We start from the raw sequence: 19,219 nt of genomic DNA on the forward strand, positions 1-19,219 counted from the left end.
AATTTCTTGACCAAGCCTCGCTCGATCAACATCTTCCTCCTCGACGGCGATCCGAACGGTATCCGGGTTGCCCAGATCATGATGTCGACAATCCAAGCCATCGCCTTCCGCCGCAACAAATTGGGGGAGGTGCGCAAAACATTTCCTGAGGTCGAGCGACCAGGAGTCTATATTCTCATCGGCGAGGATGAAAGCGAGCCTGACCGGCAAATCGCATATATTGGCGAGTCAGAAGCGATAGGCGATAGGCTGTCCACACACAACTCAAACAAGGCAGGACGCGACAGCAAGGAGTTTTGGACCGATACTGTTGTTCTCATCAGCAAGGACGAAAACCTGACCAAGAGCCATGCGCGTTACGTTGAAGCCTGCCTGATGTGCGTGTTTCGCTTGATGGTGGGCATCGATTTCACGGGATCATGGGCAGTCATTTCGCGTGAAGCTGGGCACTGATTTCGCGGGATCGCGGGCAGGTCTGGTCGGCAAATTGAGGATAGTTGCGCCTTCAGGAATGAAGGGGTGGCTTGATGCCGACAGGACGATTGAACATGCGCCGGATACGAGATGTTTTGCGATTGAAGCTTGGGCAAGGCCTGAGCGAGCGGTCCATTGCCGCTTCCCTCGGTCTGAGCAAGGGGAGCGTCGGAAGCTACACCCAACGGGCGCGTCATGCCGGGCTCACGTGGCCCTTGCCGGAGGGGATCGATGACGACAGCCTTGAACTTCTTTTGTTTCCAGCCCCGCCCACGGTGCCGGACGCGGAGCGGCTTGTGCCCGACTGGGCGGAGATTGACCGCGAGTTGCGCCGCCCTGGGGTGACGCGGATGCTGCTCTGGGAAGAATACCGTGCCGCGCACCCCGGGGGTTTTGCCTATACTTGGTTTTGCACGCATTACGAGGCTTGGAAGGGTCGGGTGCGCCCGACGATGCGCCAGACACATGTGGGCGGCGAGAAGGTGTTCGTTGACTTTGCCGGCGACACCATCGACGTGATCGACCCCACGACCGGCGAAGCGCGGGCCATGAAGCTGTTCGTGGCGGCAATGGGGGCATCGAATCACACCTATGCCGAGGCGGTGGCATCGGAGGGGTTGGAAGATTGGATCCTCGCGCATATCCGGATGTTCGCCTTTCTGGGCGGCGTGCCAAAGGCGGTGGTTCCGGACAATCTGAAGTCCGCCGTGATCAAGGCAGACCGGTTTGATCCGGGGCTGAACCGGACCTATGCCGAGATGGCGGCGCATTATGGCACCGCCGTTCTGCCCGCCCGGCCGCGCAAACCCCGGGACAAGGCGAAGGTGGAAGTGGCTGTCCAAGTGGCACAACGCTGGATTCTGGCGCGGCTGCGGAACCACCGGTTCTTCTCATTGGCCGAGTTGAACGTGGCGATCCGGCGGCTGCTGGACGAGTTGAACATGCGCGTGATGCGCGGCTATGGCGCCAGCCGCGCCGATCTGTTTGCCACTTTGGATCGGCCCAATCTTCAGCCCCTACCGCCCGAACCTTATGTCTTCGCCCGCTGGAAGCGCGCCCGCGTGGCACCCGACTATCACGTTGAGGTCGACAGCTCATGGTATTCCGTGCCCTTCGCGCTGATCAAACAAGAGGTCGATGTTCGCACAAGCGGCCAGACGGTCGAGATATTCCATCGTGGTCAGAGGGTTGCGAGCCACGTGCGCACCCCGGGGCGGCGCAGCCATGTCACCGTGGCCGACCATATGCCATCGGCCCATCGTCGCTTTGCCGAATGGACCCCGGCCAGAATGCTGGCGCAGGCAACCAAGACCGGCCCCGCCGTCGCCGCCTTTTGCGAGATGGTGATGGCTGACCGCCCCCATCCTGAACAGGGGTTCCGCACCTGCCTGGGTGTGCTGGCCTTGGTCAAAACCTATGGGCCGGAGCGCGTTGATGCGGCCTGCCAGCGGGGTGTGACCATCCGGGCCCGCACCGTCACCTCCATTCGTTCGATCCTCAAGACCGGCCTCGATCGCGCCTTCCTGGAAGGCTCCGAAGAGGTCGCCCCCCTCCAGCACGCCAACATTCGTGGCGGCAGCTATTACCATTGAGAAAGGACTAAAATGCTGACCCATCCCACCCACGACCGACTGTTGGCGCTCGGCCTGACCGGCATTGCATCGGCGCTCGAAGAACAACGCAGGTCAACCGCCTTCGACGCCCTCTCGTTCGAAGAGCGTCTCGGCCTGCTGGTCGACCGCGAGGCTGCAGAGCGCGACACCAAGAAACTGGCCTCCCGGCTCAAGTTTGCGGCTCTGCGCCAAGATGCCAGCGTCGAGGATCTGGACCTGCGCAGCCCACGTGGTCTTGACCGCAGTGTCATGGCGCATCTTGCCGATGGCGGCTGGATCGCCCGGCACGAGAACCTGCTGATAACCGGGCCGACCGGTTTGGGCAAAAGCTGGATCGCCTGCGCCCTTGGCCACAAGGCGTGCCGGGATGGGCGGCCCGTCCTCTATCAACGTGCGCCGCGCATGTTCGAGGCCCTTGCTCTGGCCCGTGGCGATGGCCGCCATGAACGCATCCTCAAAACCATCGCCCGCATGGATGTGCTGATCATTGACGATTGGGGCCTCGCCGTCCTCACCGCCCCGGAGCGCCGTGACCTGCTGGAAATCCTCGAAGACCGCCACGGCCGCGCTTCCACCATCGTCACAAGCCAACTCCCCGTTGACCAGTGGCACGAAGCCATCGGCGACCCAACGCTCGCAGATGCCATCCTCGACCGCCTCGTTCACAACGCACACCGCCTCACCCTCTCAGGTGAAAGCCTGCGCAGGCGCTCCGCCGTCACAAAAAAGCTTGACCAAATCGTTCAAGCCTGACTCCATGAAAGCGTCGGCCAGCCTGCCCACGATCCCGTGAAATGACTGCCCAGAATGGCGCGAAACGCGTGCCCACGATCGCGCGAAATCAGCGCCCATTCTCCGCGAAATCCGCACCTGATGCGTAGCACGGGGAACAACCCACGCTGGTCGCTTCCAAACAGCAACATGCCCTCCGGAAATGCTGGCAAGCTGCCCCTGCCTGATCGCGCAGCAATGGACGAGTTTGTTGATCAAACCAAGACGCTGGTCGGCGCGCTAGGTTGGGACCTATTTCGCGAAATGCGAGGGCGAGTGACGGAACCGGCGCAGGCAGTTCGAGACATTCCGGAGGCTCCTTCTGTCGACAGCCCGCGCTTCCAATTTCGCGGCGAGGGGTTTTCCGCCGAAATGGAACTCGGGCCGTCCGGCGAGTTCATGGTCAAGCATGGATCCAAAGCACGTCTAAGGACGACGACGACGATCCCAAAGGGCACGACTACATTGCGCGATACGCTGATCGACAAAGGGGTACTTCGACAGGATGGTAACTTCTTGTTATTTACCAGCGACTACAGCTTCTCTTCCGCCTCGGCCGCAGCCGCAACAGTAATTGGAGCAAGCGCTAACGGTCGTATTCTTTGGAAAACGGCTGACGGTAGAAACTACGGAGATTGGGAAGCGGGCCAAGGTGAGTCGCTCAATAGGACTGATGGTGCGGATGCACAGGGGGAAGCAGCGCTTCCTCAATAGTCGGTCTCGACGTAAACGCCCGAGCAGTCGTAGGCGACCGCCGCTGCGGTCGCGCCGTTGTTCATGTAGTTGCGCGGGCTCAGCAGCTGGGTCGCGGCGGGCATGTCGGTGGTGATGGTGAATTCAACTGCCGCGCCGCTGACTTCCTCTACCACCCTCACGCCAATGTCCGAGCCGTTCGGGGCGGCGGCAATGTAGAGCGTCAGCACGTTGGTGAGGCTATTCACCGGGAAACTGGCACCGAGATCGGTCAGCGTCGGCGCGCCGCTGGCATCGTTGGTCACCAATTGCCAATTGGAATGGGTGCCGCGCTGGAAGCCGATGCCAATGCAGTTCACCACGGTCGCTAGCGTCAATGTTGTCGCCAGTGCCGCGACAGACCCGTAAAGCCCGAAGAAGGCCATGCCGGTGGCCTGCAGCGTCGTCATCGACAGCCGGTTGACGTAGCTCCAGCCCCCAAGCCCATCGGCATTGCCACGCCAGCAGACCCAGCCAGCCGAGCGTTCCTCGGCCACCGCATCCGCCGTGGCGGCGCTGGTCACCCGCCAGCGGCGCATGCTGGTCGAGAGGTTGGTGGTCGCGAGCGTTGGCGTGGCCACGGTGCCGACGGCGGTGCGCGGCATGCCATTGGTATTCACGGTAGCGCCGGATGATGGCGCCCATGTCGCAATCCGGTTCACCCCAAAGTGGGGTTGCAGCGGAAAGAACCGGCCCGAGGGGCGCTGCACATCGAGCCATCCAGCCCCGGCGCGGTCGCGGGCATAGACGGCCAGTTTCCCTGCTGGCGGCGGATCGGGGGCTGTAGCAAGGGCGGGCATCACCAGCGGTTCGGGCAGTTCGACCCGGCCTGAAGTGCGGTCCACCACGATGGCATCAAAGAACGTCGATCCGTTCGGGCTGACCTTGAAGCTGAAATCATCGCTGCCCAACAGGCCGATCAGCGCCCTGGCAGAGAAGCCGGTCTTGAAGGCGAAGGCCGCATCGTTTCCGGCTGCCGCCTTGTTGACGGTGGCCTCGATCCCGGCTCCGGCGTTGTTGAACAAGAGCGCCGGGGTGTTGACCGACAACCGATTGTAGCCGTCCGCCGTCGCGCCCCCGAGGCCCAGAAGCTGAGCCGTCAGGTTGGCCTGGGGCATGCCGACCTGCGTCACCGCATTAGCGAAGGTGACCGTCGGCGTGTTCACAACCGTGGTGCCTCCAGCGCCTGCGGTGGCCGAGCCGATGTTGACGACCGTTGTCGATCCGGACGCGCCGCCGGTGCCGAAGTTCACGGTCTTGGTTACGCCGGTGGTCGTGGCCCCGATGCCCATTCCGTAGGTGGCGGTTGTCGTCGCCGTGCCGATGCTGGCCGAGGCCGCCGAGACGGTGACGGTGCCCGAGGCCGTCAGCATGCCGGAAAAGGTCTTGTTGCCGCTGAAGGTCTGTGTGCCTGCGAGGATCGCCAACTCGCTGGAGGTGTTGGGCAGGCTGAAGGTCCGGGTTGTGCCGGTGGTGATCCCCGACAGCGAAAACAACGCCTTCTTCGTCGGATCGGCGTCGTTGACGAGGCTGAAGATCGCGTCCGAGATATCCTGCGGCACGCCGACCGGATCCCAGGCGGTGCCATTCCAGACCACGAAAGCCTGTTCCGCCGCGATCCAGACCAGCCAGCCTTGCCGCGGCACTAGCCGCATCCAGACGCCATCGACCCAGAAGGCGACGTTCAGATCCCACCCCGCCCAGAGCCCCGTCGCGCCGGAGGCCACAAGGTGGCGGTCGCCATCGGCAGGGCTGGCGGGCGGCGTGGTGCGCGTGCGGTCGAGGACCGACAGCTGAACCATGGCGTCGAGCAGGCGTAGGGCCTCGTTGTGGGTGAGATGTTTTTGGGCCTGCGATGCCAAGATGTAGGGTAGCAGGAGGTGTGTGGTTATATCGGACATGACTGCTTTCAGAACGTGAGGGTGACAGATCGCCCAGCGCCCCGGCCGATGAGGGCCGAAAGCTGGAAGATGCGGAGTGACAGGGTTTGGCCCGGGCCGAGGGGAGCGCCCCAATCGGCGGTCTGCTGGGCAGCGGTGTAAAGGACGCTGGTCGTGGTGGTCGTCAGCGTGCGTTTGATTGTCCCACCATCGCGGATTTCGACCTCATAGGTCTCGCTGTCTTCCGCCAAGGGCACATCGCCCATGCCCCAATTGTCAGCCGCCAACGACCGAGACCGGCGTGTCCAGCGGATCGTCAAATCGCCCGGGCTGCGCGCTGTCCGCCACGGCTGCTCAACATGGGCGACCGAGAATGGCCGCAGCCCAGCGCCATTTGGAGTGAAGGCTGTGGCGACAAAGGTCTCATCGCTGACCGGCCGCGCCGCGGGGCCGATGCGCCAGTTCCATGGCAGACCGAGGTCGGCCTCGGCGATCGGCAGCGAGGTGAGGGCAGAATCCAGCACCACCACCCTTGCCCCTGCCGGGGTGGGATTGCCCATCGCGGCTTCTGTTCCCCGCTGCCCGCGAAGGAGGCGGGTCAGGCGATAGCGGCCGGGCGCGATCAGTTCGGCGGCACCCCCCTGCACGATCTCCCAGATGCCCGGCGCGGATTCCACAGCCAGCGCATTGGCGCCGCCGAACAGGGTCAGATCGGTGACGCTCTCCAGCGTGCCGGACGCCAGATCGACAACCAGCGCGTTGCCGAGATCGAAGCGCGAGGTCGGGCCCGGATAGAAGTCCGACACCAGCATGCCGATCCGCGCGCGGCTGCCAAAGGTGGTCAGCAGGTTGAACCCATCGGTTGAGGGGCTGCGGAACACCGCCATCTCGCCCGGCCAGGGAACCGCATGGGCCGCGACCATCGGCCGGTGCGCGGGCTGGTCCTCGAAAAGCTGCGGCAGGTCGAGGAGAACGACGTCCGGCGCGCCGAATACTACCGACCGGGTGAGCGATGCCGGGCGCGGATCGCCGGGTGGCAGGTCATAGGCGGCGCGATCCTGGCGGACGGCCTCGATGCCCCGGCCATCGGAATCGGCGATGGACACCAGCCGCAACTCGATCTCGCGGCCGTCATGCATAAGCCGGATGACGTCGGCGGGGTCAAGCGCCAGCCGCGACGGCGGCAGACGGAAGGTGGCGCTCTCGCGACCGATCCAGGCCTCCATCAGCGCGCGGCGGCAGCGGCGTTCGGCCTCCTCGGGCGGAATTGCCAACGGGAAGCTTTCCGATGCTATGCGGGTGGTGTCGACGGTGATGCGGCGGGCTTCGACGAGGGCCGCGTCATAATCCTCGTCTGCGCGGGCGACCTGCCACTTCAGCGCCTGCGGCAGTTCGGTTTCCTGCGCGCGGACGAGTTCCAGCGCCTCGCCTTCGCGCGATGCCACGAGGTCGTCATGGGTCAGCGTGATGCTGGACGCCCGGCCGCGCATGACGAAGCGGATCATGCCTTCGGTCTCGATGGCATCGAACCCGAAATGCCGGGCCAGCGTGCTGATCGAGGATCGCGGGGCTTCCAGAGCTGTGATGGCATAGCCCTCGACCGCGCCCCAAAGGCCGGACACGTCGATCAGGGTTTCTGGCATTCCCGCGCGCAGGCAGAGGTGACGCACCAATGCCGCCAGCGACACCGCCCCCAGCCGTCCGGTCAGCCAGTGGCCCAGCCGCCAGTTCGGTCCATCGGTCCAGACGTCCGTCAGTTCGGGGAAAAAGGGGTATGGCCGCGCATCCCAAGTCCAGGCGGCACATTCCGGCACATGCACCATGCGGCCGCCATAGATGGTGGAGATCGGGTTATTGGCCGGGTCGCCCCAATGCAGGTAGCTCGCCTCGAGATAGGCGCGCTGAATCGCATCATCGCGCCAGCCGCGCGAAAAGTATGGCGTGAAACTCTCCGACGATTTCGGGTCGAAGAAGACGTTGGGCTGGTTGGTGCCCCGGTCGATGGCGGGGCAGCCGAGTTCGGTGAAGCGGATGGGTTTCGATTGCGGCACCCATGCCGTTGCCGTACCGCTCTCCACGGTGCCAGGCCGGTTGAAATGCGGGTTCGTCCACCATGCGTGCAAGTCCTTGGGTCGAAACACCCACGGCTTGGCTGCAGCACCATCGGTAATCGCTGTCCGGATCTGCGCAGAGCGGTCGGCGGCGCTGGCATAGTACCAGTCGAAGCCTTCGCCACCCGCGATATTGGATTGCAGATAGGCACGGGCGTAGATCGCGGGCCAGCCTTCGAGAGCGTCGGCATGATCGAAGCCATCGCGCCAGTCGGACAGTGGCAGGTAATTATCGATGCCGACGAAGTCGATATTGGCATCCGACCAGAGCGGGTCGAGGTGAAAATACACGTCGCCGCTGCCATCCTGCGGATGATGGCCGAAGTATTCCGACCAGTCGGCGGCATAGCCGATCTTCGTGCCCGCGCCGAGGATGCTGCGGACGTCGGCCGTGAGCGTCTTGAAGGCGGTGACCGCCGGATAAGTGCTGGCCCCCGAGCGGATGGTGGTGAGCCCCGGCATCTCGGTGCCGATCAGGAAGGCATCGACCCCGCCCGCCGCAGCACAGAGGTGCGCGTAGTGCAGCACCATGCGGCGCAAGCCCCAGTCGCTGGGCGAGCCGGTAAAGCTGACGGTCTCGCCCGACACGCTGAAATTGCCCTGCGTCGCCGCGCCGAACAGTGCCGACACTTGCGTCGCCGCCGTACCGGTCTTGTCCACCGAGCCGACAAAGCCCGCAGCCGGGGAACAGGTGATCCGTCCCCGCCAGGGGAATGACGGCTGGCCCGGCGTGGCGGCGTTGGCACTGTAGGGGTTCGGCAGGGTGTTGCCGGGCGGGACGTCCATCAGCAGGAAGGGATATAGCGTGACGCGGAGCCCGCGCGCCTTCATCTCCTGGATCGCCTGCACCACCGCGAAATCCGCAGGCGTTCCGCCATAGACCGGGCGGTCCTCGGCATCGCGGCTGACCAGATGCGCGCTGGCCCGACTGACCCCGTTCACCGACCAGTTGGCGGGCGTGGTGGCTTTGGATGCAACCTCGACACCCGGCTTCACCTTGCAGGAGCCCGCGCGCAGATCATTGCCGAACCAGGCCACGACGAGGCTGACGCTTTCGACCGCCGGGGCCATGGCTTGCAGCCGGTCCAGCGCCACAACGATGTCGGGCTGATCGGGCAGCGCGTTGAGGTTTTCTGCGACCGTCGCGCCACCGCTGCCCTTGCGGATAGCCTCGGTCGCATAGGTGAACTCTCCCGAGGCCGGGATCAGGGTAACCGCGCGGGTCAGACCCTCGGCGGTGTCGGGGTCGGCCAGCGGACGGAACACCTCGAACGACAGCTGCGGCAGGCGGTTGCCGAATGTGGCCAGCGCCAGATCCTCGAACAGGACATAGGCCGTGCCGCGATAGGCGGGCGTGTTCGCGGCCCCCATCTTGGCCGCAATGAACCCGTCTGCCGCCTGTGCCTCGTTGCCGGGATACCAGCGCCAGGTCACGCCCGTCATGTCCATCGCCTTGCCGTCGGCCCAGACGCGGCCGATGCCGGTGATCGGACCCTCGCAGAGCGCCACGGTGAAGCTCGCATAGTAGAGGTATTCCGTCGTCTTGACCTTACCGCCGCCACCACCCTTGCCGCCGCCCTGCGTGGTGGTCTTGGTCTCCTCGCGGAAATCGGTGGCCCAGATGATGTTGCCGCCGATCCGCATCCGGCCGTAGAGGCGCGGGATCACAGCCCCTTCGGTGGCTGAGGTGATGCGAAGCGTGTCGAGCCGCGCGCCCTCGATGCGTTGTGCCGGGGCCAGCGAAGACACGATCCAGCTGTCGACCACTGAGCCGATGGTCGAACCGATGAAGCCGCCGATGGCCGCCCCAGAAAATCCGAGGATCGCGCCACCAAAGGCCCCGCCGATAGCAGTGCCGACAGCGCCGAGGACAAGCGTGGCCATGTAATACTCTCAGCGTTGGGGAAAGAGGAAGGCGAAGGCGATGCGCCGCCGCCAGGTGGGGGTGAGTGGTTCCTCGATCACGCCGAGCCGCTCATAGGCGTGGAGGAAGGTGTCTGGTCCGGTCAGGATGCCCACATGCTTGGCGATGGCGCGGGGCATCATGCGGAACAGGATCAGCGCGCTTGGCGGGGCGTCGTTGGGCGCGATTTCCGGCATCATGCGGCGCGCGCCCTCGGCCAACACTTCGCGCGGGCCGCTCTCGCCCCAGTCCCGGCTGTAAGGCGGGATCGGGAACGGCTCGGGCCCCACCACCTCGCGCCAGACGCCACGGGCCAGCCCGAGGCAGTCGCAGCCGACGCACTTGAGGCTGGCCTGGTCGTGGTACGGCGTGCCGAGCCAGGACCGCGCGATGGCGATGACCCTATCGGGATCGGCCGCTGTCACAGCACCGCCCCTTCGTGGCCGCCATCCTTGGTGGCATAGCGCAAGACGGCGTCCTGACCGGGAATATTAGGAAAGCCCCGAAAGTTGGCGACATTGGCGAACTTCGTGCCGCAGGTCGCGATCCGCTTGTCGCACCCGGCGCGGATGGTGAATGTGTCGGTCGCGGCGATGGCGCGCACCGGGGCTTCCAGCAGGGTCAGCACCGCCACGCCGTCGACGAGATCATGCGCCAGCACCTCTGCACGCCGCCCGGCATTGGCGCCGCTGGTCCAGTCGAGGGTGCCGAAGGTGAACCAGCCAGAGGTGAAACTGGCAAGGCCAGAGGCGGTGAAGGCACGGTCGCGCAGCAGGTCGATGATAATGCCGGTTCCCTTGAGCGCCAGAGCATCGAGATTGACCCCGCACCGCGCATCGCCAAGGGCGGCATCGCACGTTGCCTGAAACGTCCGCCCGACCGTCTGGCCCAGCAAATGAGCCAGGGATCGTACCTCGGCGACGAACGCCAGCCGTCCCCGCCGGATCTGGCCGATGGCCCCGCGCCGCATCAGCAGGCGCTGGGAGGTCGCGGCCCAGTTCACCCGCCAGACCTCGACGGCCGCGTTGTCCCAGCGTCCGTCGAGAATGTCGGTCTCGGTGATCCGGTCAGACGACAGCACGCCTTGGGCGTCCTGCGCATCGACGGAAAGGTCCGATCCCGAGCGCACCTCGGAGGCGGCAAAGCCACTCTCCGGCTCGAAATCGGTGCCGTCGAAAGTCAGGGCCCGATCATGATCAGTAAAGCCAAGCGTCACCCCATCGGCGCGCACGATCCGCCAGCACCAGGCCAGCGTCGTCGTGCCTTCGTCGAGATGGGCCTGAAGCGCGGGCGGGAGCGCCTTCATGGCCTGTCTCCCTTCGACGCAGCCGCACAGAGGGCGGCTATGAGCACGCCCATCGCCCCGCCCACAATCATGCCCGCCAGAAACTCAAGCATCGCCGCGGAACCCGCGTTCGATGCGGTCGCGCAGACCGATGAGGCCAAGACCGAGCGTGATCAGGGTCATCGGCGAAGGATCACCCGCCCCGGCAAGGATCGCGACCAGTCGGGCCAGTTCAGCAAGCTGGCCTTGGTCGGGCAGGAACAGCGCACCGCTGCCGGTCAGCACGGCGAGCAGTCCCGCCCACCAGGTGAGCGAGGTTGGTTGATAATAGCGCATGGGTCAGACCCTCCGGGTGAAGTTGGAAAAGAAGGTTGCGAGGCGTGCGAGCCAGCCGGTCGGCGGCGCGGAGGCAGGTTGCGATGTCGGTGCAGCGACGATTGCGGTGACCACCGGCAGGTTTGCCGGGCGCAGCAATGCCAGCGCTTCGGCAGTGGTCAGTCGCCGGACCGGCCGCGAGAAATCCACCCGCCCGTTGCGGTCGACCGCCCAGACCAGGATGGTGCCGGTCGCATAGCGGCCATCACGGAACAGATCGCGCTCGGCTTCTCGGCGCGACCGGATCGCGGCGGGCCGAAGCCAGCCCATGAACCCCTGTGCTGCGGCGGCGCGATTGCCCGCGTTCAGATGGCGGGTCAGCGAGGCCTTGGCGATGCCGCCGGTATTGTAGTGAAACGACACCAGCGCATCGAACTCGTGCGGCTCCAGCGGCACCTTCACTGCGCGCAGCACCTCCGCCTCGTAGGCCACGATGTCGGTGCCGAAGAGCCGGAACGCCTCGCGGATCCCCGCATCCAGATCCGCAGGCATGCCGCGCGGCATCCGTACGGGATCGGGCGGCCCCGCCGCAGCGGTGTGGCCGATGCCGAAGGTCCAGATGTTTTTGACATCGAGATAGGGTCCGGGCACGAGTCCTTCGTGCCGGACGAGGGCCAGAAGCCCCCGGTCAGTCATGTGCATGGGATTAGCCAATAAGTGAGAGGAGCAGAATCAAGGCGGCGAGGAGGAGGCCGATGCGCAAGCGATGGCTGAAGATCAGCGCCGGATCCGCTGCGTCGCAGCGGAGGGAGCGCGCAAGGCGGAGAAGTTCATCCATCGCTGTCGTCCCCCTTGCCGCTGCGCAACCGGGCGAGGACGACCTCGATGAAGGCGGGCCCAAAGACACCTACGAGATAGGCGGCCGACCCAGCAGCACCCCCGGCCGGGATGGCCTCAGGTGGCAAGCCGAGCCAGCGAGTGACAATTGCCATGGAAAGGCTGCCCATCCCGGCTGCGATCAGCCCACCCAGAAGAATGTGCCGCACTGCATCGCGGAGGCGCATTCGTGTGGTCAGGGCATTGGTCGCACCACCCAGCGCGCCCCAGGCCGCCAGAATGACGGCGGTGGAGGTCGCCAGATCGCGCAGGGCGGCGGCGACAAAGCCGGTTTCTTCGTTCATCGCCGGATCTCCATGAGTGGGATGGATGTGATCGACCCCAACCGCTCGAGGTCGAGGGTGACGTCGAGCATGTCGGTGTCGAAGCGAACGGGGACGTCGAATTCGCAGCCCGTCGTGATTGCGACGCCCGCGCCCGGGGCGGTGGTGAAGGTGACGCTGCCGGTGGTGGAGTCGACGCTCCAGCCCGACATCTGCTCGACCCCGTTCAGGGCGACGCGGACGGTCCCCGCGACTGGCTTGGCGATGGCGCGGGTCCAGCTTTGGGCACCGGAAGTGTAGCGCTTCAGCAGGGCGAAGATCGTGACGGCACCATTGCCAGTGCCGATGGGCTGGTCGCTGGGGGCGACGGCCTGCGACGGCAGGCAGGATTTGTAATCGGCCCAATCCTTGTAGCGAAACCCGTGCAGGCGACCGTTGCGGGCCTCGAAGAAGGCGACCACTGCGGCCAGATCGTCGGCGCGGCGGATGCCGTAGGCGACATCATAGCGGCGGCGGGAATTGGCCCAGCTGGCATTGCGCTCTTCATCCCCAGAGGCCAACTCGACCACTTGCGTGCGCCGTTCCGGTCCGCCACGCGCCCCGCGGCTGATGTTGTCGGGGAACCTGACCTCATGGAATGCCATCACATGCCCCTCCGGCCCAGCGACACGGCACGGGCAATGTCGGCCGCCACCTGCGCGCGCGATTGCCGGAAACTCTCGGCATCGCGCGCCATGATGGTGACATTGACGGCGCGCGCGCTGGGCTGGCCATAACCAGCCGCTTCCCGGCGCGAGAGGACGCGTTCACCCCGTTGCAGGATCGCGGGAACCTCGTCTGGTTTGATCCCAGCCCAGCCGCCCGCGTGCATGCGCGGGGCACCGGCGAAGGCCAGCGCTGGAACCATGCGGCCCGGGCCTGACGCTCCGACGACACCGCCCGCATGCAGGATGTTGGCGAACAGCCCGCCCGCGCCGCCGAGGGCTCCGGACAGCGCATTGGCGATCGGGCCGAGGATAAAGCGCCGCGCTGCCAGCTTGGCCAGATCGGCGATAATCGATGTCACCAGATCGCGGAAGTCGAGCTTGCCGGTCTTGACGAAGTCGCCCACCGCGTTCTCGGCCGAGGTGAAGGCACCGACCAATGCGCTGCCGATATCACCGCCGATGTCGCGCGCCTTGGCGGCATAGTCAGCAAGCGCGGCGGTCACTGCGCGCCAGCCAGTGACGGCCTGGTCGGCTCCCTCAGCGGCGGCAGTCCCGGCGTCGCGCGCGGCAGCACCGGCGCTTCCAGCAGCGTCGGCGGTGTCGTCAAGTTCGGTGTTCAGCGCATCGGCCGACGTGGCAGCGCCTGCCAGCGCGGCTTCAGCCTCCGTCCCGGTACCAGTCACGGCATCGCGCAAGGCCTGCCAACTGGCCAGCGGACGGCCTGCGGCATCGGCCAGCATACCTGCCGCCTCACGATAGCCATCGGCCCGGCCACGCGCTTCGTCTGCCATCGCGCCAAGTCCGAGGTCGGGCGGCTCGAGGTAGGTGCTCGACAGGGCCGCCGAGAAGGCATCCGCTGCCGCAGCACCAGCTGCGGTTGCGGCACCCTCGAACGGGTTTCCAATCCGGCCCAATTGGACTGAATCCAGCGTGCCGATCCGGACGCCACCTTCGCCGACGGCCCAGTCCGGCAGCAGGGCCAGCGCGGCGTTCAAGCCATTGATGAAGTTGTTGATCCGGGTGACTACGCCGTTCAGCATGGCCTCAACACCAGAGATCAGCCCGTTTGCGGCCTGAAAGGCGAAGTCGCCAATGGCGCCGGGCAGACTGCCCCAGATTGCGACGGCCGCATCATAAGCCCCTTGGAAGATGGCGGCGGTCCGGTCTCCAAAGCTGACCACGCCCCCGATGGTGCCTTCGAGCGCCGAGATCCCGGCCGCCTTCAGCCCCTCCCAACCAGCGGCCATGTTGGCGAAGGCGGCGTCGAGCGCCAGGCCGATGCGCGACCAGACTTCCTTGGCGAGATCGCCCAGCAGGCGAAACGCTTCGCCCACGCCGCCGACCCGAGCGACCAGTTGGGAGAACTGATAGACCAACTCGCCCGCACCCACGATCAAGGCCCCGATGCCGGTGCGGATCAGCGCCCCGCGCAGGAAGACCAGTGCTGTGGCCAGCCCGCGCACGGACAAGGCAGCCGACGCCATGCCCGCCACCCAGCGGCCCGCCATGATGCCAGCGAAAGTCGCGGCATAGGTGGTCAGCCGCCCGAGGTTGTCGAACAGCGACGTGATCGCACGCCCGATGGGCCCGGTGCCGCGCGCCATGTCGGCCAGTGAGTTCGCCACCGTCTCCAGCGCCGGTGCGACGGCGACGGTGAGGCGGTTGGTCAGGCCGATCCAGATCAGGCTCAGGCGCGCGATGGCGTCACCCGAGCGTTCGATCTGGGCGGAGTCACTTGCGCTGACCGCCACCCCGAAGTCGCGCACATCCTGTGCCGCTTCGCGCAGGGTCGCAGAGTCGATGCGCAAGAAGGCAAGCGCTGCGCGGTCGCCAAAAAGATCAGAGGCGACCGCCGCGCGTTCGGCTTCGGGGACAAACTGGTTCAGCGCCTCCTGAATGGCCACAATGCGCTGATCCAATGGCATCGCCTGCAACTCTGCGGCCGTCAGGTTCAGGCGCTGCAACGCGCCCACGGCCGCGCCCGAACCGGTGGCTGCTTCTGACAGCCGCGTGGTCAGCTTCTTCGTGGCCTGCTCGATCTCGCCTATCGACACACCGGCCAGTTCCCCGGCCCATGTCAGCGTTTGCACGCTCTCGACCGTCGTCTGCATCGATTGTGCGAGCTTCGCCTGCGCATCGACGTTCGAGAGTCCCGAGCGGATCATCGCCACGCCAGCCGCCGCCGCAGCGACGGTCACCGCCGCAAGCGCAATCCCGGCCTTGCGGGCAAAACTGCCAAGCCGGGCATTCGCCAGCTCCATCTCGGAGGACAGACGGCCAAAGCCGCGCGCACCGGCGTCGCCGATACCTTCCAGCTCAGCGCGCACCTGACGGCCGCCCTCGGCCACCAAACGAACACTGACCCTTTTCTCAGCCATGGTCGTCTCCGATCTGTTCGTTCAGTTTGCGCACCATCACCGCCTCGATCTCGGGCAGCAGTTCGGCGGCGATCAGGGCATCAATGCCCAGCGCTGCTGCGAGGCAGAGCGCCGCGCCCATGTCCCAGCCGAGCACCGCGCCGGGGATCACCCGCAATTGCCCGCCGAGGCGGCCGACCAGGTCCCAGATCTGCCAGCCCTCCTGCGTCTTTGGTCGGTTCAGTCGTTCGGGGCAGTCCGGGCAGCGCCCCGTGCAGGCCGCGCAGTAGCGGTCGCCCCCGCCGAAGGACCATTCGGCAAGGGCGCGGAGACGTTTTTTTCCGCGTCCAGGATCAGACCCTTTGCGACGTATTGGGTCTGGAACGCCTCGAAGACCGGCCAGATTTCCAGCAGCGCGTCGATGCCCTCGGGGGTGACGGGCACAACATTGCCAGCGTCATCGCCCACGCCCTCCCAATCCAGAACCGCACGCCGGGCCACCGCCTTGGCCATGGTCAGCGCCAGTTCCTCTTGGGTGGCCGTGGCCGGCAGAGCTTCGATGGCAGGATCGGCGCGGGCCGAGACCATCAGGGCGGTAGTCAGCGGTGCGACCTGCAGGCGCAGGCCGGGGGCCAGGGTCAGCCACGCGGGCGCGGCGGTCAGGTTCAGTCTGATCATGTTCAGTATCCCAATACGGTGTTGATGAGGACGGCGGTGCACATACGGGCGGGGCTGACGGCTTTGGCCGCCTGCCAGTCGAAGGTGGCCTGGATGCCTTGCGGGCCGGGGATCTCGATCCGGGGGCGCGGCAGATAAACGGCATGGGCGGTGAAGGTGAAACTTGCGTTAGCGCCAAGGCTCCAGGCGAAGACCAACTCGCAAGGGCTGCCGTCGATGGCTTGCGTGATCAGCGTGCTGTCGGCGAAGCGCACCTCCACCCGGCCGGTCAGCGCGGCCATACCCGGATCGGCCCCTTCGATCCGCCCGTCCGAGCGGATGGTCTCGATCCGGTCGAGGTTGTTGGAATAGGTCACCTCAGCCGAGACGACGTTGCCGAGCGGCGTGCCGTTCCGCGTGATCGCCCCGTTGAAATGGCCGAACCGTTGCAAGGCCAGCGATGTGAGCGTGCCAGCAGCTGTGGTCGCTGCGACGGTTTCCCCCTGTGCCACCAGCCGCGCTGTCGCCGTCAGCAAGCCCGAGCGCGCCATCTGCCACGAAAGCTGATCGACGACGCAGCCGGTGTACATCGCAAAGCGCGGCACCTCGGGCATGGCCGCCTCGATGGCGAGGCTCGGCAGCGTCCAGTTGCCCGATTGGAAGGTGTGGGTTTTGGGCGTGGTGCCGGTGGTGGCAGGCTGACCGAAGGCGGCCTTCAGCCAGAGGCCGAGGTTCTCGACATCGATCGGTACGACAACATCGCCGTCAGCGGTGACCGCATCCTTGATCGGCGCCAGCGGGTCGCGCCCCTGGCCCAGTAATTCCGAGGCGATCAGCGGCTGCTCGGACCCAAGCGTGGTGCTGGCAAAGGGCACCGTGCGAAATCCCGTGGCGGGCGCGGTGCCATAGACGGTTTCGAACGCAAGCGCCATTTGCGCCCGCGCCCCATGGGCTCGTGCCATCGTGTTCTCCTGTGGTGAATGGGGTCAGGCCAGCGGATCGGCCGTGGAATAGTGCAGGATGACCGGAATCACCGCCGCCTTCAGGTTGGCGGCGCCCTCGACCGGCAGATCAACCGGGCGCGGCGCTTCCGCCTCGACCCAGTCGCAGAGCCCGCCCAGCGTGCGGTCGGCAGCGATCGCCACGCCGATGCTGGCGCAGAGCGTGTCGAAGGCCGCGTCGCGGGCGGCACCCTGAACGACGGCCTCGATCTCGGCCCGTTGCTGGTAGTGGTAACGCAGCGGCGACAGCGTGACCTCCGGCTCTCCAGGCTCGCCATCCCGCAGGATCAGAAGGCCCGCAGTGGGTACGCGCTCGGGCAGCACACCGCCACGCAGGGCCGTGGCCGGCAGCGCCGAAAGCCGCGCGTGCAACGCGGTGAGGATGGTTTCGCGGGGAGTGGGCATATGCTATTCCGGCGAACTTATGAAGCTCAAAGAGGCAGCAGCAGTTAGCTGGGCGGCTGCCAAGCAAGACTGGCACAAAACAAACACAAAGCGGCTGATCATGACTCCATCAACTCCACTTCCGATTGTTGACACTTTCACCAAGCCGTACAAGGCGTGGAGAACTAGGGCTCCCACGGCTGAGGAAGTCGTTGAAAATCAAAGTGCTGCCCAAATCAAGGAAGAGCTCATTGCCTGTGTTTCTAACGCGCATTCAGCTGCCGACTATATGCTCAAAGTCCAAGTCGACAATGCTCTTGGCAATTATGTCGAAACCGCCTTGCAGACCAGTGGCGAATACAGATGTTGGCAAAAAGCGATGCCTTCGAAGACCCCAAATGCGATCTCAAAATATCAGAAGGATCTCACGGGTAGCAATCTAGCTGAGGTGTCGAACGAGATAGGTCAGCATGGCTCTTTTCTTGCACATGGCCAATCTATGTTTCACGGTGGATTATGGACAGGCGGGTCGGTTGTAGTAACTTCGCGTCCGCTTTCGACTTCGCTTTGCCCCCAAGTGGCCTTGAGGAACGCAGAATTCAATGCCAAGGCTTATGATGCTGGTCGACTGGACTTGCTCGTTCTGCGAGTGGCTGGGCTGGAAGTCAAAGCTTTTGTGTTCAAACGAAATGGCACAAAACTTGGCCATGAAAGCGAGATATTGCTTTCATCAGGTGTGACCTTGAAATTGATAGCCGAAACGCTCGTTCGTTCTGACTATCCAGCCACAAAATCCAATCACCCCCCGAAGGCGATCTCAGTTTATGTCTTGGACGTCGACGTTTCGTGATTGGCCGGAAAGATAGCGACCTTCGTCTGAAAACGCTGGCTTAGAAGTTTGCAACCGTTCCAGTCAATCCTCCACCCAGTTCGCCACGATCAGCCCCGGCACACCGTCTGCCGCCCGCTCCGCATCTCGCGCCAGATCCAGCCGCTTCGGCAGCTTGACCTGCGGCACCAACAGGAAGATCGGCGCAGTCACCAAGCCCCTGCCGGTCTTTGACTTTGGAGCCACGGCCCGACCCTTGGTGTTCAGCCGCCCCTCGGCCACCAACAAGCTCGGCCCTCTCCGGCGGTAGATGAACCGCAGCCGCAAGCCGGATCGGCGTTCCCATTCGCCGGGGGTGATCCGGCCGCCGCGCGTGGATTTTCCTGCCGCTGGCGTGGGGATCGCCAGCCAGAACCCGTTCTTCGAGCGGATCAGCGGGCCGGTGTCATGCGCGCCGATGATCACCGGCGCATTCGACCAGACCAGCGCCGCCGCGTTTAGGCTTTCGCCGGACTTCGGGAAGCTGGCGGAGCGGATCGAGTTGGCGAGGCGTGTGCCCAGCCCCGCGCCAGTGATCTGGCCACGCCAAGCGGATTTCAGGCCGGTCCCAGCCTCGCGCATCGCGGCGGTGACGGCGCGTTCACCAGCCGCGACCTCGGCCGCCATCAGGGCGACGATGTCAGGATCGATGGTGAGCTTCAGTTTCACGCTGGGCTCAGATCAACGGTCCAGACCAGCCGCTCGCGGTCGCGGACCGGCTCGCCTTGTATAATGAAGGCGTCCCAGCCAATCTCGATCCGGTCGCCGGGGCGCGGATTCGGCACCTCGGCCACGCGCAGGTCGATCCGGGTGGTTTCGGACCAGAGCCGGGCATCGCCAAAGTTTGTCACCTCGTCTGGACGCCGAACAACGGCGCGCACCAGAACTGGCGTGCCGCCATCGGATGTGTAGATCGCCGCCGCGCCGATGTTCGGATCGGCGAAGAGCACCGCGAGCGCATTTTCAAAGGCGAGCGACATCTTTTCCCTTTCTTATGGAAG

General features: G+C 65.3%; 21 protein-coding genes. 5 read left to right on the forward strand and 16 right to left on the reverse strand.

From position 1 onward, the window contains the following. Positions 1 to 6: 6 nt before the first annotated feature. The 4 genes from RNZ50_07160 to RNZ50_07175 all read left to right on the forward strand — a co-directional run bounded on the left by RNZ50_07160 (position 7) and on the right by RNZ50_07175 (position 3,572). Positions 7 to 453 (forward strand): GIY-YIG nuclease family protein, encoded by a 447-nt coding sequence (locus RNZ50_07160; GenBank protein ID MDT8854799.1) that lies wholly within the window; start codon positions 7 to 9, stop codon positions 451 to 453. A gap of 74 nt (positions 454 to 527) precedes the next feature. Continuing rightward, positions 528 to 2,066 carry an IS21 family transposase gene (istA, locus tag RNZ50_07165; protein MDT8854800.1) on the forward strand — a complete coding sequence of 513 codons (1,539 nt, stop codon included), beginning with the start codon at positions 528 to 530 and terminating at the stop codon, positions 2,064 to 2,066. A gap of 12 nt (positions 2,067 to 2,078) precedes the next feature. Continuing rightward, entirely contained in the window at positions 2,079 to 2,840 is a 762-nt protein-coding gene (gene istB, locus RNZ50_07170) for an IS21-like element helper ATPase IstB (protein MDT8854801.1), read from the forward strand. Positions 2,841 to 3,056: 216 nt separating this feature from the next. Further along, entirely contained in the window at positions 3,057 to 3,572 is a 516-nt protein-coding gene (locus RNZ50_07175; GenBank protein ID MDT8854802.1) for a DUF4357 domain-containing protein, read from the forward strand. Here RNZ50_07175 and RNZ50_07180 read toward each other — a convergent pair. From RNZ50_07180 to RNZ50_07245, 14 genes are all read right to left on the reverse strand, one after another. Next, complete coding sequence (locus RNZ50_07180; GenBank protein MDT8854803.1) at positions 3,566 to 5,491, reverse strand: DUF2793 domain-containing protein; 1,926 nt, start codon at positions 5,489 to 5,491, stop codon at positions 3,566 to 3,568. The two genes, RNZ50_07175 and RNZ50_07180, sit on opposite strands and share 7 nt — an antisense overlap. Positions 5,492 to 5,499: 8 nt before the next feature. Then, entirely contained in the window at positions 5,500 to 9,465 is a 3,966-nt protein-coding gene (locus tag RNZ50_07185; protein MDT8854804.1) for a glycoside hydrolase TIM-barrel-like domain-containing protein, read from the reverse strand. Positions 9,466 to 9,474: 9 nt separating this feature from the next. Beyond that, a complete protein-coding gene (locus tag RNZ50_07190) occupies positions 9,475 to 9,909 on the reverse strand; it encodes a peptidase (GenBank protein MDT8854805.1) in 435 nt (144 codons plus the stop codon). Then, on the reverse strand, positions 9,906 to 10,790 hold the full coding sequence (locus RNZ50_07195) for a DUF2163 domain-containing protein (GenBank protein MDT8854806.1): 885 nt from the start codon (positions 10,788 to 10,790) through the stop codon (positions 9,906 to 9,908). Before RNZ50_07195 ends, RNZ50_07190 begins: the two co-directional genes overlap by 4 nt. Positions 10,791 to 10,874: 84 nt before the next feature. Further along, positions 10,875 to 11,105 (reverse strand): hypothetical protein, encoded by a 231-nt coding sequence (locus RNZ50_07200; GenBank protein MDT8854807.1) that lies wholly within the window; start codon positions 11,103 to 11,105, stop codon positions 10,875 to 10,877. Between the two features lie 3 nt (positions 11,106 to 11,108). Next, positions 11,109 to 11,786, reverse strand: coding sequence for a lysozyme (locus RNZ50_07205; GenBank protein ID MDT8854808.1), 678 nt, complete (start codon positions 11,784 to 11,786; stop codon positions 11,109 to 11,111). Between the two features lie 4 nt (positions 11,787 to 11,790). Further along, positions 11,791 to 11,922 carry a hypothetical protein gene (locus RNZ50_07210; protein MDT8854809.1) on the reverse strand — a complete coding sequence of 44 codons (132 nt, stop codon included), beginning with the start codon at positions 11,920 to 11,922 and terminating at the stop codon, positions 11,791 to 11,793. After that, complete coding sequence (locus tag RNZ50_07215; GenBank protein ID MDT8854810.1) at positions 11,915 to 12,265, reverse strand: hypothetical protein; 351 nt, start codon at positions 12,263 to 12,265, stop codon at positions 11,915 to 11,917. Before RNZ50_07215 ends, RNZ50_07210 begins: the two co-directional genes overlap by 8 nt. Continuing rightward, positions 12,262 to 12,888 (reverse strand): DUF2460 domain-containing protein, encoded by a 627-nt coding sequence (locus tag RNZ50_07220; GenBank protein ID MDT8854811.1) that lies wholly within the window; start codon positions 12,886 to 12,888, stop codon positions 12,262 to 12,264. Before RNZ50_07220 ends, RNZ50_07215 begins: the two co-directional genes overlap by 4 nt. Then, on the reverse strand, positions 12,888 to 15,329 hold the full coding sequence (locus RNZ50_07225) for a phage tail tape measure C-terminal domain-containing protein (protein MDT8854812.1): 2,442 nt from the start codon (positions 15,327 to 15,329) through the stop codon (positions 12,888 to 12,890). The genes RNZ50_07220 and RNZ50_07225 overlap by 1 nt, the downstream gene beginning before the upstream one ends. Then, positions 15,322 to 15,486 carry a hypothetical protein gene (locus RNZ50_07230; protein MDT8854813.1) on the reverse strand — a complete coding sequence of 55 codons (165 nt, stop codon included), beginning with the start codon at positions 15,484 to 15,486 and terminating at the stop codon, positions 15,322 to 15,324. The genes RNZ50_07225 and RNZ50_07230 overlap by 8 nt, the downstream gene beginning before the upstream one ends. Before the next feature lie 62 nt (positions 15,487 to 15,548). Next, positions 15,549 to 15,986 (reverse strand): hypothetical protein, encoded by a 438-nt coding sequence (locus RNZ50_07235; protein MDT8854814.1) that lies wholly within the window; start codon positions 15,984 to 15,986, stop codon positions 15,549 to 15,551. Positions 15,987 to 15,988: 2 nt separating this feature from the next. Continuing rightward, positions 15,989 to 16,927, reverse strand: a complete 939-nt coding sequence (locus RNZ50_07240; protein ID MDT8854815.1) for a phage tail tube protein — start codon at positions 16,925 to 16,927, stop codon at positions 15,989 to 15,991. A 24-nt stretch (positions 16,928 to 16,951) separates the two neighbouring features. Further along, positions 16,952 to 17,371 (reverse strand): acyl-CoA transferase, encoded by a 420-nt coding sequence (locus RNZ50_07245; protein MDT8854816.1) that lies wholly within the window; start codon positions 17,369 to 17,371, stop codon positions 16,952 to 16,954. A gap of 19 nt (positions 17,372 to 17,390) precedes the next feature. On the opposite strand from RNZ50_07245, the gene RNZ50_07250 reads away from it, so the two are divergent. Next, positions 17,391 to 18,200: a hypothetical protein gene (locus tag RNZ50_07250; protein MDT8854817.1), complete on the forward strand. Its 810-nt coding sequence runs from the start codon at positions 17,391 to 17,393 to the stop codon at positions 18,198 to 18,200. 63 nt (positions 18,201 to 18,263) lie between these two features. Here the strand turns inward: RNZ50_07250 and RNZ50_07255 are convergent, their stop codons facing one another. Beyond that, positions 18,264 to 18,887 carry a DUF6441 family protein gene (locus RNZ50_07255; protein ID MDT8854818.1) on the reverse strand — a complete coding sequence of 208 codons (624 nt, stop codon included), beginning with the start codon at positions 18,885 to 18,887 and terminating at the stop codon, positions 18,264 to 18,266. Then, positions 18,884 to 19,198, reverse strand: a complete 315-nt coding sequence (locus RNZ50_07260) for a hypothetical protein (protein MDT8854819.1) — start codon at positions 19,196 to 19,198, stop codon at positions 18,884 to 18,886. The genes RNZ50_07255 and RNZ50_07260 overlap by 4 nt, the downstream gene beginning before the upstream one ends. Positions 19,199 to 19,219 lie beyond the last annotated feature (21 nt).

This window comes from Paracoccaceae bacterium Fryx2, from assembly GCA_032334235.1.
Lineage (GTDB): Bacteria > Pseudomonadota > Alphaproteobacteria > Rhodobacterales > Rhodobacteraceae > JAVSGI01.